Source organism: Amycolatopsis sp. NPDC039088, from assembly GCF_055598845.1.
The window spans coordinates 56401-80655 of sequence record NZ_JBVKAE010000040.1; the positions used below are offsets into that span (position 1 = coordinate 56401).

At 68.1% G+C, this 24255-nt stretch carries 21 protein-coding genes and 3 pseudogenes; 11 read left to right on the plus strand and 13 right to left on the minus strand.

What is annotated here, in order from left to right; genetic code table 11:
* The first annotated feature begins 30 nt into the window (after nt 1–30).
* Both katG and ACZ7KI_RS36185 read left to right on the plus strand, forming a co-directional pair.
* Nucleotides 31–2265, plus strand: coding sequence for a catalase/peroxidase HPI (katG, locus tag ACZ7KI_RS36180; protein WP_470277516.1), 2235 nt, complete (start codon nt 31–33; stop codon nt 2263–2265).
* A gap of 89 nt (nt 2266–2354) precedes the next feature.
* Nucleotides 2355–3110 carry a ZIP family metal transporter gene (locus ACZ7KI_RS36185; RefSeq protein ID WP_470277517.1) on the plus strand — a complete coding sequence of 252 codons (756 nt, stop codon included), beginning with the start codon at nt 2355–2357 and terminating at the stop codon, nt 3108–3110.
* Nucleotides 3111–3116: 6 nt separating this feature from the next.
* Here ACZ7KI_RS36185 and ACZ7KI_RS36190 read toward each other — a convergent pair whose 3' ends face one another.
* From ACZ7KI_RS36190 to ACZ7KI_RS36205, 4 genes are all read right to left on the minus strand, one after another.
* On the minus strand, nt 3117–4604 hold the full coding sequence (locus ACZ7KI_RS36190) for an alpha/beta fold hydrolase (protein WP_470277518.1): 1488 nt from the start codon (nt 4602–4604) through the stop codon (nt 3117–3119).
* A 99-nt stretch (nt 4605–4703) separates the two neighbouring features.
* Nucleotides 4704–5159, minus strand: coding sequence for an ester cyclase (locus ACZ7KI_RS36195; RefSeq protein ID WP_470277519.1), 456 nt, complete (start codon nt 5157–5159; stop codon nt 4704–4706).
* Nucleotides 5156–6052: a hypothetical protein gene (locus ACZ7KI_RS36200; RefSeq protein WP_470277520.1), complete on the minus strand. Its 897-nt coding sequence runs from the start codon at nt 6050–6052 to the stop codon at nt 5156–5158. Before ACZ7KI_RS36200 ends, ACZ7KI_RS36195 begins: the two co-directional genes overlap by 4 nt.
* A 99-nt stretch (nt 6053–6151) precedes the next feature.
* Nucleotides 6152–7162 (minus strand): SdiA-regulated/phytase-like domain-containing protein, encoded by a 1011-nt coding sequence (locus tag ACZ7KI_RS36205; RefSeq protein WP_470277521.1) that lies wholly within the window; start codon nt 7160–7162, stop codon nt 6152–6154.
* 192 nt (nt 7163–7354) lie between these two features.
* Here ACZ7KI_RS36205 and ACZ7KI_RS36210 point away from each other — a divergent pair, with 192 nt between their 5' ends.
* The 4 genes and pseudogenes from ACZ7KI_RS36210 to ACZ7KI_RS36225 all read left to right on the plus strand — a co-directional run bounded on the left by ACZ7KI_RS36210 (nt 7355) and on the right by ACZ7KI_RS36225 (nt 10519).
* Complete coding sequence (locus tag ACZ7KI_RS36210; protein ID WP_470277522.1) at nt 7355–8755, plus strand: fatty acid desaturase; 1401 nt, start codon at nt 7355–7357, stop codon at nt 8753–8755.
* Nucleotides 8752–8946: a ferredoxin gene (locus ACZ7KI_RS36215; RefSeq protein ID WP_470277523.1), complete on the plus strand. Its 195-nt coding sequence runs from the start codon at nt 8752–8754 to the stop codon at nt 8944–8946. Before ACZ7KI_RS36210 ends, ACZ7KI_RS36215 begins: the two co-directional genes overlap by 4 nt.
* Nucleotides 8947–8948: 2 nt before the next feature.
* Nucleotides 8949–9882: pseudogene (locus ACZ7KI_RS36220) on the plus strand (NAD(P)/FAD-dependent oxidoreductase).
* Between the two features lies 1 nt (nt 9883).
* Nucleotides 9884–10519, plus strand: a complete 636-nt coding sequence (locus ACZ7KI_RS36225) for a TetR/AcrR family transcriptional regulator (RefSeq protein ID WP_470277524.1) — start codon at nt 9884–9886, stop codon at nt 10517–10519.
* Between the two features lie 20 nt (nt 10520–10539).
* Here ACZ7KI_RS36225 and ACZ7KI_RS36230 read toward each other — a convergent pair whose 3' ends face one another.
* The gene (locus tag ACZ7KI_RS36230; RefSeq protein ID WP_470277525.1) at nt 10540–10776 is read right to left on the minus strand and encodes a hypothetical protein; all 237 of its coding nucleotides are present in this window, start codon (nt 10774–10776) and stop codon (nt 10540–10542) included.
* A 78-nt stretch (nt 10777–10854) separates the two neighbouring features.
* Here ACZ7KI_RS36230 and ACZ7KI_RS36235 point away from each other — a divergent pair, with 78 nt between their 5' ends.
* Nucleotides 10855–11157, plus strand: coding sequence for a DUF1905 domain-containing protein (locus tag ACZ7KI_RS36235; protein ID WP_470277526.1), 303 nt, complete (start codon nt 10855–10857; stop codon nt 11155–11157).
* A gap of 7 nt (nt 11158–11164) precedes the next feature.
* Here ACZ7KI_RS36235 and ACZ7KI_RS36240 read toward each other — a convergent pair whose 3' ends face one another.
* Nucleotides 11165–12145: an ArsR/SmtB family transcription factor gene (locus ACZ7KI_RS36240; protein WP_470277527.1), complete on the minus strand. Its 981-nt coding sequence runs from the start codon at nt 12143–12145 to the stop codon at nt 11165–11167.
* A gap of 66 nt (nt 12146–12211) precedes the next feature.
* Between ACZ7KI_RS36240 and ACZ7KI_RS36245 the strand changes: the two genes are divergently transcribed.
* Complete coding sequence (locus ACZ7KI_RS36245) at nt 12212–13393, plus strand: MFS transporter (protein ID WP_470277528.1); 1182 nt, start codon at nt 12212–12214, stop codon at nt 13391–13393.
* A 23-nt stretch (nt 13394–13416) separates the two neighbouring features.
* Here ACZ7KI_RS36245 and ACZ7KI_RS36250 read toward each other — a convergent pair whose 3' ends face one another.
* From ACZ7KI_RS36250 to ACZ7KI_RS36265, 4 genes are read right to left on the minus strand one after another with little or no spacing between them, the layout of a single operon-like run.
* Nucleotides 13417–14586: an NAD(P)/FAD-dependent oxidoreductase gene (locus ACZ7KI_RS36250; RefSeq protein WP_470277529.1), complete on the minus strand. Its 1170-nt coding sequence runs from the start codon at nt 14584–14586 to the stop codon at nt 13417–13419.
* Nucleotides 14583–14783 (minus strand): ferredoxin, encoded by a 201-nt coding sequence (locus ACZ7KI_RS36255; protein WP_465505957.1) that lies wholly within the window; start codon nt 14781–14783, stop codon nt 14583–14585. Before ACZ7KI_RS36255 ends, ACZ7KI_RS36250 begins: the two co-directional genes overlap by 4 nt.
* Nucleotides 14780–15454: a TetR/AcrR family transcriptional regulator gene (locus tag ACZ7KI_RS36260; RefSeq protein ID WP_470277530.1), complete on the minus strand. Its 675-nt coding sequence runs from the start codon at nt 15452–15454 to the stop codon at nt 14780–14782. Before ACZ7KI_RS36260 ends, ACZ7KI_RS36255 begins: the two co-directional genes overlap by 4 nt.
* 5 nt (nt 15455–15459) lie before the next feature.
* The gene (locus ACZ7KI_RS36265) at nt 15460–16680 is read right to left on the minus strand and encodes a cytochrome P450 (protein ID WP_470277531.1); all 1221 of its coding nucleotides are present in this window, start codon (nt 16678–16680) and stop codon (nt 15460–15462) included.
* 118 nt (nt 16681–16798) lie between these two features.
* Between ACZ7KI_RS36265 and ACZ7KI_RS36270 the strand changes: the two are divergent.
* Nucleotides 16799–17564: pseudogene (locus tag ACZ7KI_RS36270) on the plus strand (MFS transporter); the annotation flags it as partial.
* 148 nt (nt 17565–17712) lie between these two features.
* Here ACZ7KI_RS36270 and ACZ7KI_RS36275 read toward each other — a convergent pair.
* The 3 genes from ACZ7KI_RS36275 to ACZ7KI_RS36285 all read right to left on the minus strand — a co-directional run bounded on the left by ACZ7KI_RS36275 (nt 17713) and on the right by ACZ7KI_RS36285 (nt 22020).
* Nucleotides 17713–19035 carry a 7-cyano-7-deazaguanine synthase gene (locus ACZ7KI_RS36275; RefSeq protein ID WP_470277532.1) on the minus strand — a complete coding sequence of 441 codons (1323 nt, stop codon included), beginning with the start codon at nt 19033–19035 and terminating at the stop codon, nt 17713–17715.
* Complete coding sequence (locus tag ACZ7KI_RS36280; protein ID WP_470277533.1) at nt 19025–19690, minus strand: hypothetical protein; 666 nt, start codon at nt 19688–19690, stop codon at nt 19025–19027. Before ACZ7KI_RS36280 ends, ACZ7KI_RS36275 begins: the two co-directional genes overlap by 11 nt.
* 281 nt (nt 19691–19971) lie before the next feature.
* Nucleotides 19972–22020 (minus strand): MMPL family transporter, encoded by a 2049-nt coding sequence (locus ACZ7KI_RS36285; protein ID WP_470277534.1) that lies wholly within the window; start codon nt 22018–22020, stop codon nt 19972–19974.
* A 106-nt stretch (nt 22021–22126) separates the two neighbouring features.
* Here ACZ7KI_RS36285 and ACZ7KI_RS36290 point away from each other — a divergent pair, with 106 nt between their 5' ends.
* Nucleotides 22127–22600, plus strand: a complete 474-nt coding sequence (locus ACZ7KI_RS36290; RefSeq protein WP_470277535.1) for a MarR family winged helix-turn-helix transcriptional regulator — start codon at nt 22127–22129, stop codon at nt 22598–22600.
* A gap of 50 nt (nt 22601–22650) precedes the next feature.
* Nucleotides 22651–24105: pseudogene (locus ACZ7KI_RS36295) on the plus strand (SDR family oxidoreductase); the annotation flags it as partial.
* Between the last annotated feature and the right edge of the window lie 150 nt (nt 24106–24255).

Below are 24255 nucleotides of genomic sequence, written 5' to 3' on the forward strand. Positions count from 1 at the left end.
GCAAGCTCTGAATACTCCGGAAGGATCTCTGTGTCTGACAGCCCAGACGCCGTCGTCGGCGAAATGAACGAAGAGGGCGCGGGCGGCTGCCCCGTCTCGGCGGGGCGCCGCAACCACCCCACCGAAGGCGGGGGCAACCGTGACTGGTGGCCGAACCAGCTCAACCTGAAGATCCTCCGGAAGCATTCCGCCGCCTCCGATCCGATGGACGCCGGGTTCGACTACGCCGCCGAGTTCAAGACCGTCGACCTCGACGAACTCGCCAAGGACGTCGACGCCGTCCTCACCACGTCGCAGGACTGGTGGCCCGCGGACTTCGGCCACTACGGCGCCTTCATGATCCGCATGGCGTGGCACAGCGCGGGTACCTACCGCATCGAGGACGGCCGCGGTGGCGCGGGCGCGGGCATGCAGCGGTTCGCCCCGCTCAACAGCTGGCCGGACAACGGCAACCTGGACAAGGCCCGCCGTCTGCTGTGGCCGGTCAAGAAGAAGTACGGCCGCAAGATCTCGTGGGCCGACCTGATGATCTTCACCGGCAACCGCGCGCTGGAGACCATGGGCTTCAAGACCTTCGGCTTCGCGGGTGGCCGCGCGGACGTGTGGGAGCCGGACGAGGACGTGTACTGGGGTCCCGAGCGCACGTGGCTCGGGGACGAGCGCTACACCGGTGACCGCGAGCTGGAGAACCCCCTCGCCGCCGTGCAGATGGGTCTCATCTACGTGAATCCGGAAGGCCCGAACGGCAATCCGGACCCGATGGCCGCGGCCCGCGACATCCGCGAGACCTTCGGCCGCATGGCGATGAACGACGAGGAGACCGTCGCGCTGATCGCCGGCGGGCACACCTTCGGCAAGACGCACGGTGCGGCCGACCCGGACAAGTACGTCGGTCCCGAGCCCGAGGGCGCCTCGATCGAGGAGCAGGGTCTCGGCTGGAAGAACACCTTCGGCAGCGGCAAGGGCCGTGACGCGATCACCAGTGGCCTCGAGGTCACCTGGACGCCGACGCCGACCCAGTGGAGCAACTGGTTCTTCCACAACCTCTTCGAGTACGAGTGGGAGCTGACCAAGAGCCCGGCGGGCGCCCACCAGTGGACGCCGAAGGACGGCAAGGCGAAGAACACGGTGCCGGACCCCGAGGACGGCAAGCTCAACCGCGCGCCCGGCATGCTCACCACCGACCTGGCGCTGCGGTTCGACCCGGTCTACGAGCAGATCTCGCGCCGGTTCTACGAGAACCCGGACCAGTTCGCGGACGCCTTCGCCCGCGCCTGGTTCAAGCTGACCCACCGTGACATGGGCCCGATCCAGCGTTACCTCGGCCCGCTGGTCCCGCAGGAGACGCTGATCTGGCAGGACCCGGTGCCCGCCGTCGACCACGAGCTGATCGACGACGCGGACATCGCCTCCCTCAAGGAGAAGTTGCTCGCCTCGGGGCTGTCGGTCTCGCAGCTGGTCTCGACCGCGTGGGCGTCGGCCTCGACGTTCCGCGCCAGCGACAAGCGCGGCGGCGCGAACGGTGCCCGCATCCGCCTCGAGCCGCAGCGCGACTGGGAGGTCAACGACCCGCAGACGCTGGCTCAGGTGCTGCGGACCCTGGAAGGCATCCAGGAGTCGTTCAACAGCGCCCAGACCGGCGGCAAGAAGGTTTCGCTCGCCGACCTGATCGTCCTCGGTGGTGTCGCGGGCGTCGAGCAGGCCGCCAAGGACGGCGGATACGACGTCAAGGTGCCGTTCACGCCGGGCCGGACCGATGCGACGCAGGAACAGACCGACGCCGAGTCGTTCGCCCCGCTGGAGCCGACCATCGACGGCTTCCGCAACTACCGGGGCAAGGGCCACCGTCTCCCGACGGAGTACCTGCTCCTCGACCGCGCGAACCTGCTGAACCTGAGCGCGCCCGAGCTGACCGTCCTCGTCGGCGGTCTGCGTGTCCTCGGCGCCAACGCCCAGCAGTCGCCGCACGGCGTGTTCACCGCGAAGCCGGGGTCGCTGACCAACGACTTCTTCGTGAACCTGCTCGACATGGGTGTTCAGTGGACCGCCACGTCCGCTGACGCGGAGACCTTCGAGGGCCGCGATTCCGCGACCGGCGAGGTCAAGTGGACCGGTACCCGTGCCGACCTCGTGTTCGGTTCGAACTCCGAGCTTCGCGCGGTGGCGGAGGTCTACGCCAGCGACGACGCCAAGGAGAAGTTCGTCCGCGACTTCGTGGCGGCGTGGGACAAGGTGATGAACCTCGACCGGTACGACGTGGCATGATCCGAGCCTGAACCTGGCTTGACACCGGGCCGGCCGCAGTTCGCGGCCGGCCCGGCCTGTTTTCCACCGGACGAAAGGAGACGGGACACGTGTCGGAGTTGCTCGCGGCAGGCGGCTGGGGTCTGCTCGGTGGGTCGGCCTTGCTGTTGGGCGCGATGATCGGTTTCCTGGTCCGGATCCCGAGCAGGGCGGTGGCCAGCGTGATGGCCTTCGGCAGCGGGGTCCTGATCTCGGCGGTGTCCTTCGAACTGATCGCCGAGGCACACGAAAAGGGCGGTTTCCTGCCGACGGCCTTGGGAGCCCTCGGCGGGTCGCTGATCTACACGCTCGCCAACGTCGTGCTCGCCCGGCGGGGCGCGCGTCATCGCAAGCGGTCGGGTGACCTGCAGCCGTCCGAGGCGGAGCAGGCCGGTTCCGGTACGGCGATCGCGCTCGGCGCGTTGCTGGACGGCGTGCCCGAGTCGATGGTGATCGGAACCAGCCTGCTCGGCGGAGGGAACGTGAGTGTGGTGACCGTGGCGGCCGTCTTCATCAGCAATGTCCCGGAAGGGCTTTCCAGCGCCTCGGGGATGAAGCGGGCAGGCCGAAGCCCACGCTATGTCTTCACACTCTGGAGTGGCATCGCCGTGATCAGCGGGGTGGCGGCACTGCTCGGCTACGGTCTCCTCGGCGGCGCGTCCGGCACCGTCCTTGCCGTGATCACCGCACTCGCGGGCGGGGCGATCCTCGCCATGATCGCCGACACGATGATTCCCGAGGCCTTCGACGACGCGCACCTGTGGACCGGGCTGATCACGGTCGCGGGCTTCCTCACCGCGTTCGGCCTTTCGCGCCTCGACGGCTGAACGACGTCAGTGACCACCGGTGTGCGGCGGCGGGATCGGTGCTCCGGCACAGGATTCGTCGCTCGTCTTGCCGGTGGAGAAGAACTCGACCGCCTTGCTCGCACAGGGGAGCGAGGACAGCGAACCGTGGTGATCGTCCTCGATGGTGAGCAGGGCGCCGCCGATCCGCTCGTGCAGGGCCACCGCCCAGCCGATCGGTGTCACCGGTTCGTAGACGTGCCCGGCCAGTTGCAGCGGACTGGTTCCCTTCGTGAAGTTCCACGGCTGGACCGGCAGCGGCCAGCCCGCGCACCGGCCGTTCCAGAACCCAGGGGAGGCGACAGCGGGGTAGGCGCGGACGCGGTCGAGCCGTCGCTGCCCGATCGACTCGAAGTCGCGGGGGCCTTCGGAAGCGTTGCAGAGGATCGCCGTCTGCTGGAAGACGTTGTGCCCACTCGGTTTCGTGTCCCAGCCGAAGCCCGCGCCACCAGCGGACACGGGTTTCGCGCCGGGCGTCGCGCCGTCGCGCAGTGCCGCGAGGGCCTTGGCGGCGCTCGCCCACTCACGCCGCGGGCCGGCGAGGTAGTTCTTCACCGTCTCGCCGTCGACGGTCTCCCCGTTCACCGTCCGGGGGTGTTCGGTCAGTTCGTCGCGGAGCTTCAGCAGCGCGTCGAGCACGACGGGCTGAGTGCCGCCGAAGTGGAAGACCGTGTCGTAGCGCGCGATCCAGCCGGCGAAGTCCCGGACGGTGACGTCGGCCGCCGCCATCATCGCGTCGTCCATCCCGCCGATGTCGAAGGTCGGCGCCATGGGCGAGTCCAGCAGCATCCGGTCCACATGGGAGTCGAACCGGGTGCGGTAGGCGGCACCGAGTGCGGTTCCCCACGAGACGCCGTAGAAGCCGATCTTCTCCTCGCCGAGCGCCTCCCGGATCCGGTCCATGTCCCTGGCGACGTTGTCGGTGGTCAGGTTGCGGACGAACCCGGGATCGGCCGCGACACACCGCTGGTTCACCCTCGCGTCCCGTTCGAACACGAACCGGGCTTTTTCCTTGTCCGGCAAGGAAGGCGGCGGTTCGGTGTCATCACCGGGAAGCGATGGGCAGGCGACGTCGGCGCTGTAGTCGACGCCACGCGGGTCGAACCCGATGAGATCGTGGTCCATCCCGATCCCGGCAGCCTTGCTGTCGGTGATCCACCTCGGCTCGTGGATCCCGGCCTGTCCGGGGCCGCCGGGGTTCAGCAGGACGACACCTCGCCTTTTGGCGGGGTCGGTCGCCTTCCGCCGCGAGACCGCGATGCCGATCTTGCGGCCGTCCGGCTTCGCGTAGTCGACCGGAACGGCCACCATGGCGCATTCGGTGCGCTGATCGTCGGCGGGTTGCCAGTCCTTGGCGACGTCCTTGCAGAGTTTCCAGTCCAGCGGCGAGGTCGTCGACGCCGAGGCGAGTGCCGGTGCCGCCAGCGCGGCCAACGTCGTCGCGAGCAACACGGTCGCGACCCGGTTTCGGGGCATGGGTGGGTTCTCCAAGACTCGGCGGCAGGTCTCCGTCAGCCTCGCCGCGTGCCCCGACCGTCCACATCGGCCGATCGGCCGATGTGGACCGCCATTGGTTCAGGCCTCGCCCGCAGCGAGCAGTGTCAGCAGTTCGGCGTGCCCCGCCTGGGTGATCAGGCTGGCGGCGTCGAAGTAGACCCGCTCGTTGGTGATCCGGTCTTCGTCGAAGAAGAACACCGCGATGATCGGCACCCGGAAGGTCTTGCCGGTTGGCGGGCGGCCGTAGAACTCGCCGAGGTTGGTGCCGAGCAGGTCGAACTCGACGACGACCGACTCGTCGGCGACGTGGTAGCGGACGTTCTCGTGCCGCTGATCGGGAAAGGCCGTGCGGGTCATGCGGTAGTAGCCCATGACCTCTTCGTCGCCGTCGAAGATCTGCCCGGTCGCCATGATCTCGTAGCGCGGATGGCCGTTGAAGGTGCCCAGTGTCCGGTCGAACTCCTGGGTCACCTCGGTGTCCATGTGTTCTTCGATGATCTTGAGGCGGCGTTCGCGCAGGTCTTCGCTGATCACTGGTCCTCCGGCTCGTTACTGGTGACGATCCGGACACTACCGCCCGCGGCTTCGTCGTCGGTCCCGTAGAGCACGCTGTCGCACGAGCGCGAGAGGCAGGTCATCGCCTCGATCTTGTGGCCGGGGAAGTCGCCGATCCTCGCCGGGGCGGGGGAGAGGGCGATCGAACCGTCGGAGCGGAGCGATCCGGCCGCGTACACGGCGGAGTCGAACGGGCCGTTGTCGCCTGGGTCGGAGGCCGACGAGATCAGGATCCGGTCGTCCGCGGTGATCTCGACGTCGGAAGCGTGCCGGACGTGGGTGGTGGGGTACGAGACGCGGAACGGGATCGCCTTCGGTTTGCCGAAGGACAGCTTCGACACCGAGAACTCCGCGGAGTACAGCGTCGCCGGGCGCGTGTCCTGTCCCCGGTCCGCCCAGACCGCGAACAATCGGTCATTCATCTTTTTCAGTGCGAAACTCTCGTAATTGTCCTCGGCGTCACCCTTCGGTACTTGAAAGGTGCCGAGCACTTTCAGGCGCCGGTCGTTCAGCTTGAGGTGGAAGCCTTTGCCGCCGCTGGCCAGTGCGATGAATTCGCCTGCTTTTCCGGGCACCGCTTCGGCCGCTTCCAGGTCGACCGGGAGTTCGCCCGGCCAGTCGATCGGGTCCACCTTGGACACTCGACCGTCGACGAGCCGGACCCGTGCCGCCCGGTTCTCGCCGGGTTTCTTGCTGTCTCGCAAGACCAGTGCGTCGACACGGTCGTCGTCCCGGCTCAGCACGGCGATACCGCTGGCGTCCGATGTCATGCCCGTGCCGATGGATTCCCAGCCGTCGCCCGCCCACGCCGGGGAGGTCAGGAGCAGGGGTGCGGCCAATGCCGGGAGAATAGCGATGGAGGCGAATTTCATGCCGACAAAGTAATCCATCTCCCCGGCGGGAACAAAGGCTGGAACCGATGCACTCCATTCCGGCGCGGACCCGGGGATCCGCGCCGGAACGGTGCGGGTTCAGCTGCAGGACAGGGCGCCGGCACGGAGTGCGTGGCCGCCTTCGTTCCCGTCGTCGGCCCAAACCACCTGCTTGCTTCCCGACGCGCAGGTCGCCGCGATGGCGAAGCCTTCGTTGTTGTAGTCCGGCATCCCGCTCGGACGGTCGTACGTGGCGGTCACGGCGAACTTGCCTTGCGTGCCGACGGAGAGGGTCGTCGAGGCGCCGCCGCAGTTGTCGTCGCAGACCGCCCACAGCTTGCCGGTCGAAGCCTCGTACTCGAGTTCCATGATCGAGTCGAGACCGCTCGCGAAGCTCGCGACGCGGGTGTACTTCCCGCCCGCCTGGTCGAGCGCGTAGGCGTAGATCATCCCGTTGCTCTCGAGGCCGACGAGGTAAAGACCGGTCCCGTGCCCGGGGTAGCTGCTGGGGTTGTACGGCGCCTTCGTGCGCTCGTCCACGAATCCCTTCGCGGTGAGCGCGCTGTCCGGAATCCAGGAGATGGCTTCGAGACCGTCGTTGGCCGAGACTTTCGGCAGGTCGGCCGTCAGATTCCAGTCTGCTTTGGCGGTGAGGGTCTTGGCTGAGCCGGAGACGTCGTACCGGAGCACCTTCAGCGCGCTTGTCTTGCTGTTGTCGCCGTCGCGTTCGGTGGCCGCGACCACGCCGTCAGGGGTGGCTACGACCGCTTCGGCGTCGGGGTCGCCCGTGCCGTTGCGGTAGCGCAGTGCCTTGCCCGACGACCAGCCGTTGGCGGTGTCCGGCTGCCACTTCGTGCCGTTGCGCACGAGGCGGTACAGCGTGCCCGGCCCGTTCTTCACCGCCCACAGGACGTCGGGTCCGCCGAAGGACAGGCCGCTCATGTTGCCGCCGAGGACGTTCGAGCTGTCGGCGTTCGTGACGGTGGAAGAGCCCGGCCAGGAGCTGTTCGCCGCGGTGCTCGCGGTGGCGGTCGTGGCGGGCAGTGCCAGCAGAGTCGCGGCTACGGCGGCCACGGCGGCGGGTCGGATCCGACGGGATGATCGAGGCATTCGCGCTCCTTCGGGGCGGACGAAGTGGGTCGCGGCGTGTCGTCACAAGTTAAGTAAGTTTCCTTACGAATACAAGATATCGCCGGATTCTCACGAAATGAAGCAACGGTGGATTTACAAAAGATGGCCACTTGTCAAACGGGGTGTACATAACCTACAGTTGTGTAAACCCAGCCAATGGAGGAGGGTGCGATGAGCGAGATGACGGGCACGGTCCCGGCGGGCTCGACCGAACGGTGGACCGACCGCAAGCGATACCTGTGGCTGATCGGGTTGGTGGTCCCCTCACTCGCTTTCCTCGCCATCGGGCTGCACGCGGCCACCGGGTGGGGTGTGTGGTTCTGGATCGGGCCGATCGTGATCCTGGTGGTCGTGCCGCTGATCGACCTGCTCGCCGGGCTGGACCGCGGTAATCCGCCCGACGACGTGATCGAACGGCTGGAGCAGGACCGCTACTACCGGTGGATCACCTTCGCGTTCCTGCCGATCCAGTACGCGGGTTTCGTGGCCGCGTTCTGGCTCATCTCCCGCGGCGATCTGTCCGTTGTGGACAAGGTGGGCCTGGCGATCTCGATCGGCTGCATCGGCGGGATCGGCATCAACACCGCGCACGAACTCGGGCACAAGAAGGAAAGCCACGAACGCTGGCTGTCGAAGATCGCGCTGGCACAGAGCTTCTACGGCCACTTCTACATCGAGCACAACCGCGGCCACCACGTCCGGGTGGCGACCCCGGAGGATCCGGCCAGCAGCCGGCTGGGGGAGAGCTTCTACCGGTTCTGGCCGCGCACGGTGTTCGGGTCGCTGAAATCCGCGTGGGGGCTGGAGCGCAAGCGGTACGCCCGGCGCGACCGGCATCCGTTCCGGATCGGCAATGACGTGCTCAACGCCTGGCTGATGTCGGTGGTGCTCTGGGTGGCGATGATCGCCTGGCTGGGCGTCGGAATCCTGCCGTACCTGGTGATCCAGGCGGTGATCGGGTTCTCGCTGCTGGAAGTCGTCAACTACATGGAGCACTACGGTATGCGGCGGCAGAAGGTCGGCCCGCCGAACCGGCGGCGCTACGAACGGGTCGATCCCAGCCACAGCTGGAATTCCAACAACATCGCCACCAACGTCCTGCTGTATCACCTGCAGCGGCACAGTGATCACCATGCCAACCCGACCCGCCGCTACCAGACGCTGCGCGATTTCGCGGAATCGCCGGTGCTGCCGACGGGATACGCCGGGATGATCGTGCTGGCCCTGTTCCCGCCGCTCTGGCGCCGGGTGATGGATCCGCGGGTGCTCGCCCATTTCGACGGCGACATCTCCCGCGCCAACATCCAGCCGTCGAAACGCGCCAAGATCCTCGCGCGCCACGGAACCCGCGTCACCGCGCCGTCCCGCGTCGCCGCCGACAGGTACGGCGACGCGTCCGATGGCGGGATGTGCCCTGGCTGCGGCTACGTCTACGACGAGAAACTCGGCGACCCGCGTGAGGGTTTCCCCGCCGGAACACCGTGGTCGGCGATCCCGGACTCGTGGTGCTGTCCGGACTGCGGGGTGCGGGAAAAGATCGATTTCGTGGCACCGGGAAGGGTCGGAGCATGATGAGGATCGAGGCGGACCGCACGAAATGCGACGGCCTTGGCATGTGTGAGGCGATGGCGCCCGACTTCTTCGAGGTGGGTGACGACGGCACCGTCGTGGTGCTCGACGAGCAGCCCGGCGAGGAGTACCGGCAGGACCTGTCGGCCGCCGTCGACGCCTGCCCGGTCCTCGCCCTGAAGCTGCGGGACTGACCATGACGTTGGTCGTCGTGGGAGCTTCGCTGGCCGGGCCGCGCGCGGTGGAGGCCGCGCGGCGGGACGGATACCGCGGGCGGATCGTGCTGATCGGCGCGGAGGAGCATCCGCCCTACGACCGGCTGCCGCTGTCGAAGTCGTTCCTCGACGCCGAAGGCCCAGGCCGGGTGGAGCCGTTCCACAACGAGGCGGTTCTGCGCGACGAACTAGGCGTCGACCTGCTGCTCGGCACACCCGCCGACGGGCTCGACACAGCCGCGCGGGAAGTCTCGGTGGCGGGCCGGACGGTGCCCTACGACGCGCTGGTGATCGCGACCGGTGCCACGGCGCGCCGCCTGCCCGGGAGCGAGGGGATCGCCGGGGTCCACGCGCTGCGGACGGTCGAGGACGCCCTCGCCATCCGGGCCGCGCTCGATCGCGGGGCACGTACGGTCGTGATCGGGGCGGGCTTCATCGGCTCGGAGGTCGCCGCCGCGGCCAGGAAACGCGGGCTGGCGGCGACGATCGTGGAGGCGCTCGACGTCCCGCTCGCCCGATCCGCCGGAGCCGACGCCGGCGAGGTGTGCGCTTCTCTGCACCGGGAGGCGGGTACGGAACTGCGGTTGTCCACGACGGTCACCGGCCTGGAGTCGGCCGGTGGCGTGGTCTGCGATGCCAGCCCCGGAGTCGGCGCGCGCTCTGGCGCCGGTGCCGTACTTCTGGTCGGACTGGTACGACCACCGGATCCAGTTCGTCGGCACCCCGCGCGCCGACGAGGTGGTGGCCGCCGTCCCGGCTTCCGGCGGGTTCACCGCGCTGTACCGGCGCGGGGACCGGATCGTCGGCGCGCTGACGGTCGACCGGCCACGCGAGATCATGAAGTACCGGCGACACATCGCCGGACGGGCGCCTTGGCCGGAGGCGATGGCGTTCGCTGCTGGAACGGCGGCTTAGAATGACGATCATGAGCGAGGCACCCTCAGCCTCCGTTACGGGTGGCCCGTACCGGCAGCCGATCGTCGCGGCGGCGATCGAGCTGACCGTGCGTTCCGGCTGGTCGTCGGTGACGATGAGCAAACTCGCGGAGATCGTCGGCGTCAGCCGTCAGACCGTCTACAACGAGCTCGGTTCGAAGTCCCAGCTCGCCGAAGCGATGATCTCGCACGAGCTCGGCAGGTTCCTCTCGGTCGTCCGGGAGGCTTTCGAACGGCATCCCGACGATCTCGTCGAGGCGATCCACGACGCCGTCCGCGGCGTCCTCGAACTCGCCGACGACAACCTCCTGCTGCGCGCCATCGTCTCGGCGACGCACGGCGCCGACACCGAGTTGCTGCCGCTGCTGACAGTCCGGGCTGGCAGCCTGCTGAGCGAAGCGACGATCATGTTGCGCGGCCGCGTGCGCTCCTACGGCCCGCCGCTGGACGCCGCGCAGCTGGACGTGGCGATCGACGTCGTCGTCCGGACGGTGCTGAGCCACATCATGCAGCCGTCGGACACCCCGGCGCGCACGGCCGACGCGCTCGCGTGGATGGCCTCGCGTGTGCTCGGGACTTCGACGACACGCTCACTGCGGCATCCTTCGCAGGATTAGGGCCGCGGCCTCGGCAGGGCTCAACCGGGTGTTCGAGAAGGTTGGCGCGGGAGAACGCGGGGCCGCCTCTTCGATGACACGGCGGCGGAACTCGTTGACGAGCCTGCCGAACGGCGGCGAACCGAACGGGAGATGCCGAGCACCGGCTCGACCGCCATGTGGTTGTGGAACAGCTTGAACCCGGTGAGCTTGCACAGTTCGTCGCCGACGCTCATCTTGCCGACCGCGGGCGGACCGAAGATCACGACGAAATCCACCCGGCCACCGTATCGGCCAAGACCAGGGGCGCCCACTCACGCGCGGGAATTGTCGGTCCCCTGTGCGACCCTCCCGGGATGATCGTCGTGTTCGATGCCGAGCTGTGGATCTGGGACGCCCGCCGCGAAGAGACCTGGACCTTCGTGAGCCTGCCCCAGGACATCTCCGAGGAGATTCGCGAGATCACCGACGGTCCGCGTCGCGGCTTCGGCGCGGTGCGCGTCCAGGTCTCGGTCGGTGCCAGCAAGTGGAAGACGTCGATCTTCCCGGACTCCAAACGCGGCACTTACGTGCTGCCGGTCAAGAAGGCGGTCCGGAAGGCCGAAGGGCTCGAGGAGGGTGATGTCGCGAAGGTGACCGTCGAGCTGATCGACCTCTGAAGGAGGCTCAGAGCAGGTTGGTTCCGAGCGGAGTCGTCAGATACAGGACGCTGCGCCCGGAGCGTTCGCGCGCGACGAGGCCGCTGTCCCGGAGGACCTTGAGATGCTGGGAAACCGCGCTCGGTGTCACGCCGAGAGCGCGAGCCAGGTCGGTCGTGGTCGCGGGGGAGGTCAGCGCCCGCAGGAGTTCCGCGCGCGTCCGGCCCAGCAGGCGCACCGTGCTGTACCGGGGCGGACGGGTCCCGGCCGCCCACAGGGTGCCAGTGCCCCGCGCCGGATAGCGCACCGTGGTCTGGGTCGAGGTGTGTTCCTTGATCAGGACATACGGCGAGCCGAGGACGACCGGCATCAGGACGAGGCCGCCCGGCCCTCGGTTGACGACGCGGTCGGTGCGTTCCCGCCCGTCGCGTACCAGCAGCAGCCGATCGGCGCGCCAATGCAGGTGCGGATGCAGATCCGAGAACAATCTCTCGGCACCGCCGGCGGCAAGTCGCCGGGCGCGATGCCCGACGTCGGCGTCCAGCACCGCGCGGATCCGAGGCCACTGTGGTGCGACGAGGCGGTCGTGCGCCTGGCGGAGTTCCTCGGCGATTTCCCGTAGCCCGGATGCCGGGTCCTTGGCGAGTGCGGCGGCGGTGGGCGGTAGATGTCCGCCGAACACCCGGTGAAGACTGGCCCTGACCTGAGCGCCGGAGGTCCGCCGCAACGCGTCGAGGTCGTTCTCGAGGGAGGCCCCGGAATCCCGCGGTGCGGGAACGAGGAACTCCGGCCAGGTGAGCTTGCCGTTCACGAGCAGCGGCCACGTCCAGGAAAGCGAGAGTGGTTCGCGATCGAGTTCCTCGCGCGCCCACCGCAGCCAAGGCAGGTTGACGGTGTTCTGGTCGAGGCCGGCGATCTGCTGCAGGCAGGCCACGGTTTCGGACAGTGGCGAGAGCGCGAACCGGGTCGCGGCCAATTCGGCGACGCCGAGTTCGATGGTCATCGACATCGCCCGAGTATGTAGCCCCGCGCTAAATGGTGTCTCCGGGTCGCGTGAGGTCGCCACGATTCGACCATGCCCCGCTTACCCCGTGTCTACCGGCGGCTGTGGTGGGCCACCGGGATCGACAGCCTCGGCAACGGCGTCTTCACCGCGGCACTGCCCCTGTTGGCGGTGACGGTGAGCCACGACGCGAGGGACATCGCACTGGTCTCCGTGGCGACGTACCTGCCATGGCTTTTGCTGTCCCTCACCGCCGGATCCGTCGTCGACAGGGTCGACCGCGTCACCCTCATGTGGCGGACGCAGGTGCTCCAAGCTCTGGTCGTCGGCGTCCTCTCGGCGCTCGTGGCCGCGGACGCGCTGGGTGTTCCGGTCCTCGTCGTACTGGCGCTCGCACTCGGTTCTTGCGAGGTGTTCTACGACAACGCCGCACAAGCGGTGCTCCCGGACCTCGTCCCGAAGGAGCTGTTGCACCGGGCGAACGGTAGCCAGCAGGTGGCGATGACCGTCGGCAACCAGTTCCTGGGGCCGCCCCTCGGGAGCTTGTTCTTCGCGCTCGCCTGGACCCTTCCGTTCGCCGTCGACGCCGTGTCGTTCGTCATCGCCGCCCTGCTACTGGCCCGGCTGCCCCGACGAAGGCGCGAGCGTTCGGACAATACGAATGTCCTCAGTGGACTCCGCTGGTTGAGGGGACACGGTCTGCTGCGTGCTCTCGCCCTGTTGCTCGGCGTCAACACGTTCTGCGGTCAGCTCGGAAACGCCACCCTGGTGCTGTTCGTGACGGATGAGCTGCGTCGCGGTGCGGGAGTGTTCGGCCTCCTGCTCGCCGGGGCGGCGATCGGTAGTGTCCTCGGCGCGCTCACGACCGCGCGGCTGGTCACCCGCCTCGGCGACCTGCACGCTCTGCTCACCTCCTTGGCCGTGAACGCCCTCGTCTTCGTCGGAATCGGGTTCAGCGCGAACGTGATCATGCTCGGCGCACTCTTGGCCGCGAGCGGGTTCGTCACGACGATCTGGAACGTCGTGACCGTCGGTGTCCGGCAACGGAACGTGCCGTCGACCTTGCTCGGCCGGGTCAACAGCGTTTACCGGCTGGTCGGCTGGGGCCTGATGCCGCTCGGCGCGTTGACCGGTGGACTGCTGGCGCACCGATTCGGTCTTCGTGTTCCGTATCCGGTGGCCGGTGTCGTGCGTGGCATCGCGCTGCTGGCCGCGCTTCCCGTGCTGATCCCCGCGATGCGCGGCGAGCGCTGATCACCACGTCACGGGGGTTCTGGTCAAAGCGTTCCTCCAACGAGTGCCCCGGCGAGTTCCGGACGGCGCAGACGGGCTTGTTTTGGCATGTTCCAGCCGAGGACGCCAGTCACCACGCCGTCGCGCCGGTACTGCGCGACGAATCGCCGTCCGGCCAGGCCGCCCTCCACAATGGACACTTCGGCGTCGGCGAAGAGGGTTCCGTGCACGTGGATCTTGGCGTCGAACTGGTCGGTCCAGAAGTAGGGGACCGGGGCGTAGGGGCGGTCGTCACCGAGGATGACGCCCGCGACGTGTCCTGCCTGTTCGGTGGCGTTGGTCCGGTTCTCCAGCCGCAGCGCCATGTCGAGGGACTCGTGATGCCAGCGGGCGACGTCGCCGACGGCGTAGACGCCTTCGGCTGCGCGGCATCGGGAGTTGCAGACGACGCCGTTCGCCAGTGTCAGTCCGCTGCCTTCCAGCCACTCTGTCGCCGGCGCGGCGCCGAACGCCACCACGACGACATCCGCGGGGAGTACTTCGCCGGTTTCCAGCCGCACGCCGCTGACGCGCCCGTCCTGTGAAGCCAGTCCGGTGACTGCGGCGCCGAGTCGCAAGGTGACACCGCGGGACGTGTGCAGTTCCGCCAGCAGTTCCGAGACGACCGGCCCGAACTGGGCGGCCAGAGGCGCCGGTTGCGGTCCCGCGAGGGTGACGTGGACGCCCATCCCGGCGGCACTCGCGGCGATTTCGGTGCCGAGGACACCGTCGCCGACGACCACCGCCCTGGAGCAGGACAGCAGGTCCGCCCGCAGGCCAACCGCGTCTTCGAGAGTGCGGAGAACGTGGACTCCGGCCAGGCCGTCCTGATCGGGCAGCGCGCGTGGCCGCAGCCCCGTGGCGATCACGATCTCGTCCGCGGTCAGCGTCCGCCCCGACGCCGTGTGGACGGTCCTCTTCTGGACGTCCAGCGCCGTGGCCGGGTCTCCGAGCACGAACTCGGCGTCCAATGTGGACAACCGGTCGGCGGTTCGCAGCTGGGTCCGCGACGGCTCCCAGCGTCCGGAAAGGACCTGTTTGGACAGTGGAGGCCGGTCGTAGGGGAGATGCGGTTCCGCGCCCAGCACCGTGATCTCGTCCTGATATCCCTTGCGGCGCAGCGCCTCCACCGTCGCGAGACCGGCGGCGGAGGCGCCGACGACGAGCACGGTCACGCGTTCTCGCTCACGGCGATCGCGGCGCCGGGGCAGACGTCCGCCGCCTCGCGGACGACGTCGTGCAGGTCGGTGCCGGGCGCGTCCTCCAGCAGGATCACGATGCCGTCCTCTTCCCGCTGGTCGAAGACGTCGGGGGCGAGCAGCACGCAGGTGCCGGCGCCGCAGCATTTGTCCTGGTCGACGGTGATCTTCATGGTCCTTTTCCTCCGTCCGGGCCGGGGGTGACCGGTGCCAGCCACATCCCGGCGAGTGCGTCGATGAGCCCGGTCGCGGCGTCCTGCCAGGACGACCGGGGAGTGGGGGTGCCCTCGGCGAGGGCACGTTCGCGTTCGGCGTTCATGTGGACCAGCAGCTGGCGGGCCATGTCGCCGCGTTCCGCCAGTACCTCGGCGGGCAGGTCGGGCAGGCACCGGTGCAGTCCTTCGACGATCCGCACCAGTGACGGTGAGGTCAGCGATTCCTCGACCATGATCGGGCGGAGCGCGGGATCGGTCATGACCTGCGCGCCGAACCGCGCGAACCAGGTGGGATTGCCGAGGGTGGCCAGATGCTCGGCCACCGGGGTGACCAGGCAGCCGAGCCAGTCCCGCAGGTTCGGGCTGTCCCCGAGTTCGGCCAGCTTCCGGACGCGGATCTCCTCGATCGGCTCCGCGTGCCGCCGCGCGATGGCCCGGACCAGATCGGCCTTGGTGCCGAAGTGGTAGCCGACCGCGGTGTTGTTTCCCTGTCCCGCCGCTTCGCTGACCTGGCGGTTGGACACGGCGAAGACGCCGTGTTCGGCGAACAGCCGTTCCGCCGCGGTCAGGATCAGTTCCCGCGTCGCGTGCGCCCGTTCGGCGCGGGCACCGGTGATCTCACTCGTCATGGGCATCACCATCGCACGGGCAGTTCCCGTAGTCCGCCGACGGCGAGCCCTTCGACCTTGCGCAGTTCGGCCGCCGGGACGGCGAGTTCCAGCGAAGGCAGTTTCTCCAGCAGGACACCGAGTACGACCTGCAGTTCGGTACGGGCGAGAGGCTGCCCGAGGCACGCGTGCGCGCCGGCGCCGAACGCCAGATGCGGGTTCGGGCTGCGATCGAGTGTCAGGTCGGCCGCGGCTTCGAACGCGCTCTCGTCGCGGTTGGCGGCGGCCATGCTGCACATCGCGGTGGTGCCCGCCGGCAAGATGGTGCCGCCGACCTCGAAATCCTCGGTGAGATAGCGCGACATGCCGATGCCGGCGTTGGCGTCCATCCGCAGGGATTCCTCGACGGCGGTGCGGATCAGTGACCGGTCCGCGAGCAACGCCTCCCAGCGGGTCCGGTCCTCCAGCAGCATCGCCACCATCTTCGCGATCATGTTCGCGGTGGTCTCGTGCCCGGCGATCAGCAGGCCGATCCCGGTGGCGACGAGCAGCTTGTCGGACCAGCGCTCGCCGTCCACGTCGGTGTCGGTGATGAGCGCGCTCAGGATGTCCTCGCCCGGTCCCGCCCGCTTGGCGGCGATGTGCCCGCCCATGTACCGGCCGAATTCCGCCTGCGCGACGTCGAACTCCGCCTGGGTGTACCGGGTCATGCTGAGCATGACGTCGGACCAGTGCGCGAAGCGTTCCCGGTCCGTGTCCGGCACACCGAGCATGTCGCAGATGACCCACACCGGGAGCGGAAAGGCCAGGCCAGCCTTGAGATCCGCGGGCTGTCCCTTCGCGACCATCTCGTCGATCAACTGGACGGACATGGCCTCCATCCGCGGCCGGAGCGCGGTCATCCGCTTGGCGGTGAACCATTTCCCGAGCATCCGGCGCCACTTCAGGTGCGCCTCGCCGTGCTGGGGGATGACCGAGGCCATCTCGCTGTTGAAGACCCCGCCCGATTCGGTGTCCGCGACCCTGGCCGCCTTGTCTTCGGGGGTCGGCCTGGTGAACCGAGGCTCGGACAAGACGCGTTTGACGTCCGCGTAGCGGGTGAGCAGCGTCGCCTCGTCGCCGCTGGCCAGCGCGACCTTGGCGACCGGGCACTTCGCCCGGAACTCGGCCCATTCGGCGGGCGGCGCCAGCGCGGCCTCGGTCGGGAACGGGAAGCTCGGCAGCCGATCCAGGTCGCTCTGCGTCATCAGGGGCTCCTTCAGCGTGGTTGTTCCTTGATGCACACAGTGCCCTGAGTGTTGGCATAAGTCAATCAATTGACTTAAGTTGGTCGCACTCACTCACGCTCTCCACCGGAGGCCTCGTATGCCCCAACCGTCCGCCGTGCCACGTCCTCAGCTCGTCGTGGTGGTGCTAGCGCTGGGCGGGATCGTGGTCTCGCTGATGCAGACCCTGGTCATCCCGCTGATCCCGAAACTGCCGGAACTCCTGCACGCGTCGGCGGCCGACACGACGTGGGTGATCACGGCGACGCTGCTCGCGAGCGCGGTCGCGACACCGGCTGGTACCGATGGTCGCCGGCCGAGAGGCTCACCTCGGCGACCGCGACGATGAGCGCGTCACTCGGCGTCGGTGGCGCACTCGGCCTGCCCGCGGCCGCCTTGCTCGCGGAGAACGCCGACTGGCATCTGCTGTTCTGGATCGCGGCGGGGCTCGGTGCCGTCGTGACCGGGCTCGTGCTGGCCTTCGTTCCGGAATCGAGTGTGCGCACAGGCGGACGGTTCGACCTCGTCGGCGCCTCCGGGCTTTCGGTGGCGCTGGTCTGTCTGCTGCTGGCGATTTCGAAGGGCGCGCAGTGGGGCTGGGTGAGCGGACGGACTTCGGGGTTGTTCGGCGCCGCCGCGCTGGTTCTGCTGGTGTGGGGCTGGTGGGAGCTGCGGACGGCCAGGCCACTGGTGGATCTGCGGACGACCACCCGGCGTCAGGTCCTGCTCTGACGTCGATCGTGTTCGCGTTCGCCATGTTCGCGCAGTCGCTGATGCTCCCGCAGATCCTGCAGCTGCCGACGGGGACCGGCTACGGGCTCGGGCAGACCATGCTGGTCACCGGCCTGGTGCTGGTGCCGTCCGGGTTCCGTCGCAGGGCGGCTTCCGGCTCATCATGGGACTCGGTTGCGGGACCGCCCTCGTCGCGCTGGCGATCGCCGCGTTCATCCCCGGTCTGCGAGGGCGTATCGAGGCCGACGCAACGCCGCCTGCAGCGGTACCTGCCGCCAGGCGTTAGCCAGCCTGCTGTTTGATATCGATCAGGCGGGGTGACCAGCCACTCCGCAGAGGATGCCCTGGTGGGAGGAGATAGTCGACCATGGTGGCCAACTCAAGTCGGCCACGATGAATCACCGGCAAGACCGTGGGAGCGGGAACAGATGGCGGGAAGGGCATATCCGCGATGAGGTCCCGAAGGCTGAACTCGCTAGCCAGCCACCTCATGAGCGCACGAACGTGTTCCGACTCCTTCTTCTTGCCGTCAAGCCCACCGAGGTCGCGTCGATAGCTGGTGTCGTCGCGTCCAGCCGCGGCGATAAGCCCGGACCGGCGCACAAGGCACGGATAGCAGTTTCCGCAGTTGAAGATCCCTTCCGCATTGAAGCGGAAACTGCTGGGGTCGCCGCAGCTCACAGTGTTTTCGAGGTCTTCCCGGGCAAGTCCGGCATCTAGTGCGATCGCGCAGACTTCACCCTTGGTGTAGGGCAGAAGAGGATTGGTGATGACCACGGTGCCGCCGATGTCATCGATCACCCGGTTCATCCTGTCGACCGTCCATGGATGAACCGACCGGGTAGAGAGGGCGCCGATCCTGCTAGGGGTCAGCGGAGGGTTGACTGCGAGTTGCCCGTTCTCAGGGACGTGTACCCGGTTGACTCTGTGAGCTGAAGCGGCGGCTACGGCGGTCGCCACGTAGAGGAATCCGCGGGTTCTTGAACTCCGCTCGAGACCTTCGCCGGTTTTTGACAATGGCCGCTGCCCGACCTGGACCAGCGTCATCGGTCGCGTGGCTAGCCGCGCGACCGACTGTTCGATCTGTTTTTGTCTTGCGCGGATGTTGTCGTCGTAGCCGATAAGAAGGAGTTCTCCCGCGCCTCCTCGAGTAGCGGCCTTGGCGGCGTAAGCAGTGGAATCGAGCCCGCCAGAGAACAGGGCGACTTCCTCTGCCCGAGCTTGGAAGTCGAACCATTGACGGCGTTCTGCGCCTCCTGTCACTCGCAGGTCCCACTGATCACCGGTGAGAGCGTTGAGAAGCGCGGCCAGGTTGTCCAGGGCTTGGGCCTGCCAGCGACGTGGATCGGCGACCTGCACCACGAGATCGATCCTGCGTGTCCAGCCGTCTTCAGTGCTTCGTCGGTAGCGTTTGTCCACCAAGAATACCGCCCGGGCGATCTCCAGGAGATCCGCCGCCCAGGGTTTCGCGGGACCTACCAAGGTCGAGATCTGTTCCAGGCGGTCGCGACGATCGTGGAAGTCGGCTGCGGACAGCCACTCACGTCCGTCGTCTCGGTGGCAGCCCTGGGTGGAGAAACCGAACCTTCGCGGTTCACGCCTCATCCCGGCCCCCGGGGAGGCCGAGGGCGGCAGCTGTCGCGTCCTTCAAGAGGTCGCGTGCGAAGTCGGCGATCGGACGCGGGTCCTCGGGGCTCGCTTCCTTCTTCGCGCAGGGGAGGGGGAGTATCGAAACGATTTGCTCTGCGACCCAGTCGGCGATCTGTCCACCAGGATCTACAAGGTAAAGCCCTGGGGTGAGAAGCTTGATTTTTTCGGCGATCACAGCCTGAATGAACTGGGCTACGAAATCTGCGAAGAACAGTTCGTAAACAGCGCAGAAGAGCTCGGCGGGAAGGCCCCAGTCGCTGTCCTCGTGCCGGACGGCGTCGGATACGCGCTGGTCTTGCAATATGTGCTCGGCGCAGGCGGTGGCCGATCGTCGAGCCAGTGCGTCGGTGATCGTCATTCCGTCACCTGCGACTGACGAGACGAACCTGGACAAGAACCAGTCTTCGCGCGTGCCGGGCCAGTCATCATCGGGCTCCAGGTCAAACGCTGGAGTGTCAGAGCCGAGGCTGCTCATTACGTCGATCAGCGCTTCGCCGGTCTGGAGTAATGCCGAACGCAGGCCATATGCGTCTGGGTTTTCACGGACGGCTGCGGCCAGTGCATCGCGGCACCTTTGTCCGCGGCCGGCGGCGGACTCGGCAGAGATCACGTGATCTTCGGATTGTCGCGGAGAAGGAATGCCCGCTGTCGAGATCGTCGATCCGTCCGGACGAAGCCGGGCAACACTACGAGTAACCGTTTGCCAGGCTTTGCCGTCTGGGCCCTTCCATCTGGTTGACGTTCCCATTCAAGCACCCCCGCACCGTCAGCTGCACTCCACGCTACGGACGGAAAGTGACATTGCAATGGCTGAAAGTAAGATCGCTCGTTCGGCGTAGCCGGCCTTGATAGTACAAGTCCGCTGTTGTCACCCGGCCGGCGTGCGGTTTCCTAAGCCTGACGACTTTCTGAAACGATTTCTGCTTTCGCCAGCTTCGACGGCCACCAGATCTTCCGTCCGACGTCCATCGTCAGAGCCGGTACCAGCAGCGACCGGACCAGAAGGGTGTCCAGCAGAACCCCGAACGCGACGATGAACGCCAGCTGCGCCAGGAAGAGGATCGGCAGGACGGCCAAGGCGGCGAAGGTCGCGGCGAGTACGACTCCCGCGGACGTGATCACGCCACCGGTGACCCGCAGGCCGCGCAGGGTTCCTTCCCTGGTGCCGATTCTGCCCGCCTCCTCGCGGACCCGGGTCATCAAGAAGATGTTGTAGTCGATGCCCAGCGCGACAAGGAAGACGAAGCCGAACAGCGGGACGACCGGGTCGGCGCCGGGGAAGTCGAAGACGTGGTTGAACACCAGTGCCGAGACGCCCATCGTGGCGGCGAACGACAGCACCACCGTGGCGATCAGCAGCAACGGCGCGAGCAATGAGCGCAGCAGCAGGGCGAGCACGAGGAAGATCACCGCCAGGACGATCGGGATGATCACCATCCGGTCGTGCTCGGACGTCTTCCTGGTGTCGAGCAGGGTCGCCGTCGGGCCGCCGACCTTGGTGCCGTCGACCGGGTGCACGGCCGAGCGGATCCGTTCCACGGTGGCGACGGCGGCATCGGAGTCCGGGGGATCGGCCAGCACCGCGTCGATCTTCGCGAGCCCGCCGGCTTCGCCGCTTTGGCGGATGTCCGAGACGCCGGGGACGCGCGCCAGCTCGGTCACCGTCTTGGCTTGCCCGGCTGGAGTGACGATGACCGTGGGGGAGCCGGAGCCGCCCGGGAAGTAGCGCGAGAGGACCTCCTGTCCCGCCACGGAGTCGACCGGGGTGAGGAAGACGTCGGACTGCGCGGTGCCGGAAGCCTTGAGCTGCGGCAGGAACGCGCCACCCGCCAGGAGGACGACGGTGGTGACGATCCAGATCGTGCGGGGAGCGCGTGCGACCCAGCCGGCGACGCGTCCCCAGAGCTTGCCGGTCTCTTCGCGAGGCGGAGCGACTGTCGGCCGGAAGGGCCAGAAGGCGTTGCGGCCGCACAAGGCCAGGACAGCGGGCAGGAAGGTGACCGTCGTCAGCAGGGCGGCGGCGATGCCGATGGCGGCGACCGGGCCGAGTCCCTTGTTGGAGTTCAAGTCGCTGAACAGCAGGCAGAGGACGCCGAGGATCACGGTTCCGGCGGAGGCCGCGATCGGTTCGATCGTCGAGCGCCATGCGGTGCGCAGGGCGGTGCGGGCGTCGTCGGTCGTCCGGAGTTCTTCGCGATAGCGCGAGATCATCAGGAGCGCGTAGTCCGTGGCGGCGCCGAAGACGAGGATGAAGAGGATCCCCTGGCTCTGCCCGTTCAAAGCCAGGAGGTCGTTGTCCGCGAGGAGGTACACCGCGAGGCTCGCCGTCCCGAGAGCGAACACGGCCGACAACAGGACGAGGAGAGGGAGCAACGGGCTTCGGTAGACGATGATCAGGATGAGCGCGACCACCGCGCCCGCGACCAGGAGCAGCAGCCCGTCGATCCCGCCGAACGCCTCCTTCAGATCGGCGACTTGGGCGGCGAGGCCGGTCACGAGGACCTTCAGGCCGTCGGGGGTGTCGCGGGCCAGTGCCTCCCGCAGTGCCTCGACACTGTCACCGGGATCGCCCTTGGCGTCGAGCAGGACGACGACCTGGGCACCGGCGTCGCTCTCCGGGGCGGGGACGAGCCGCGCGTTCGAGGTCCGGTCGGCGAGGAAGCGCTTGTCATCCTCGGTCAGGCCGGACGGCCGTTCGGCCACGACGATCGCCGGGATGACGGCGGCGCTCGAGAACCGCTTCTGGAGTTCGCCGACCTCGGTCGCCTCGGCCGACGCCGGCAGGAAACTGCTGCTGTCGTTCTCCGTGACCTGGCTCAGTTTGCCCGCGTACGGTCCGCCGAAGCCACCGAAGATCAGCCAGGCCACCGCCACGAGGGCGGGGAGCAGCCAGCGCAGACGTGACCGCGTGCGGGCGGGGTGTTCGACTTCCGAGATCATGAGCGGATGGCTCCCGTGGCAATACTACTTCGACGAGTGAATAGTTCGACCATCGAAATAGTAGAGTGGTCGCCTGGACGGTGCAGCGTGAGGGGAGGTTTCGGGCGTGGCTGAGGACACCGAGGAGGTCACGGACGCCCTGCTCGTCCTCCTGCTGCGGCAACTGACCGTCGAGTCGGACCGGTTCGCGGAGATGTTCGGGGAGGCCCACGGCCTGCACCGGACCGACCTCAACGCGCTCGCGGTGATCATGGACGCGGCCAAGATGGGCACACCGATGAGTCCGAGCAGGCTCGCGGAGGCACTGCACCTCAGCGCGTCCGCGACGACCGCGGTGCTCGACCGGCTCGAGCGGGCGGGTCACCTCTATCGGGACCGCAGCGCGACCGACCGGCGCAAGGTCGAACTGCGTATGCACGACCAGGCCCGCCGGATCGGGACCGAGTTCTTCCTGCCGCTGGGTGAGCGTTTCTCCGCGGCGTGGCGGGACCTGGGGGAGGACGAGCGCCGGACGGTCGCCCGGTTCCTCCGGAGCAGCATCGCCGCAACCGTGGAGGTCCGCGGGCGCCTGGCCCCCTGAACGGGCCACTCGGGCTGCGCCACCGGCTTCCTCCGGGAAGACTCGGTGAAATGCGATGTGTGGTGCTCGGTGCGACGGGTTATGTCGGCGGGCGGCTGGTGCCCCAGCTGCTCGACGCCGGCCATGAGGTCCGCGTGGTGGCGCGCTCTCCGGAGAAGGTCGCCGAAGAGCCGTGGCGTGACCGCGTCGAGGTCGAACGCGGCGACGTCACCGATCCGGCGTCGATCGAGCAGGCCCTCGCCGATGGCGAGGTCGTCTACTACCTTGTGCATTCCTTGTCGCGCAAGGATTTCGTCGAGATCGACCGGGAGGCTGCCCGAACGGTCGCCGAGGCCGCGAAGACGGCGGGCGTGCGACGACTGGTGTACCTCGGCGGCATCGTGCCGGACGACGACGAGTTGTCGCCGCATCTGGCGTCGCGGGCCGAGGTCGGCCAGGTCCTGTTGGAGTCCGGCGTGCCCGCCATCGTCCTGCAGGCCGCGGTGATCATCGGTTCGGGTTCGGCGAGTTTCGAGATGTTGCGCTACCTGACCGAGCGGCTCCCGGCGATGGTCACCCCGCGATGGGTGCACAGCCGCATCCAGCCGATCGCCATCCGGGACGTGCTGCACTACCTCGTGCATGCCGCGGATCTGCCGTCCGAGGTACAAGGTGCCTTCGACATCGGCGGTCCCGACGTCCTGACCTATTTGGACATGATGCGCCGCTACGCCGTCGTCGCCGGGCTGCCGAGGCGAGCCATCGTACCCGTGCCCGTGCTGACACCGTGGCTTTCGGCGCAATGGGTCAACCTGGTGACCCCCGTGCCGAAGTCGATCGCCGCCCCGCTGATCGAATCGCTGGTGCACGAGGTGGTCTGCCACGACCACGCGATCGCCGAGCACATCCCCGACCCGGAAGCGGGCCTGACCCATTACGAACACGCCGTCGAACTTGCGCTGACTCGGATCCGCAACGCCGACGTGCCGACCCGCTGGTCCGACGCGTCGACGGCTTCGGCACCTTCGGATCCGCTCCCGAGTGACCCGGATTGGGCGGGCGGGACGATCTACGAGGACAAACGTGAGCAGAGGACGGACGCCTCGCCGGAGGCGCTGTGGGACGTCATCGAGTCGATCGGCGGCGAACACGGGTGGTACTCGTTCCCGCTGGCGTGGTCCGTCCGAGGCTGGGCCGACCGGCTCGTCGGCGGCGTCGGCCTGCGGCGAGGTCGACGGGACCCGCGGCGGCTGCACCTGGGCGAGGCGCTGGACTGGTGGCGCGTCGAATACCTCGACCGGCCACGTCTCCTGCGGCTACGCGCGGAGATGAAGCTGCCGGGGCGAGCCTGGCTCGAACTCGGCGTCGAGTCCGACGGGAACGGCGGGACGATCTACAAGCAGCGTGCGGTGTTCGAGCCGCACGGGTTCGCCGGTCACGCGTACTGGAAGGGGATCGCGCCGTTTCACGGTGTCATTTTCGGCGGCATGGTCCGCAACATCACCGGGGCGGCGCAGGGGGCGGCCGTGCGGTCGTGGGGGGGGGGGGGGGGGGGGGGGGGGGGGGGGAGAAAAAAAAAAAAACACCCCCCCCCCCCCCCCCCCCCCCAAAACAGGAAGACGCCCTCTCCGCCGGTGATATGGGGGCACCTCCCCCCCCCCCCGCCCCACAAAACA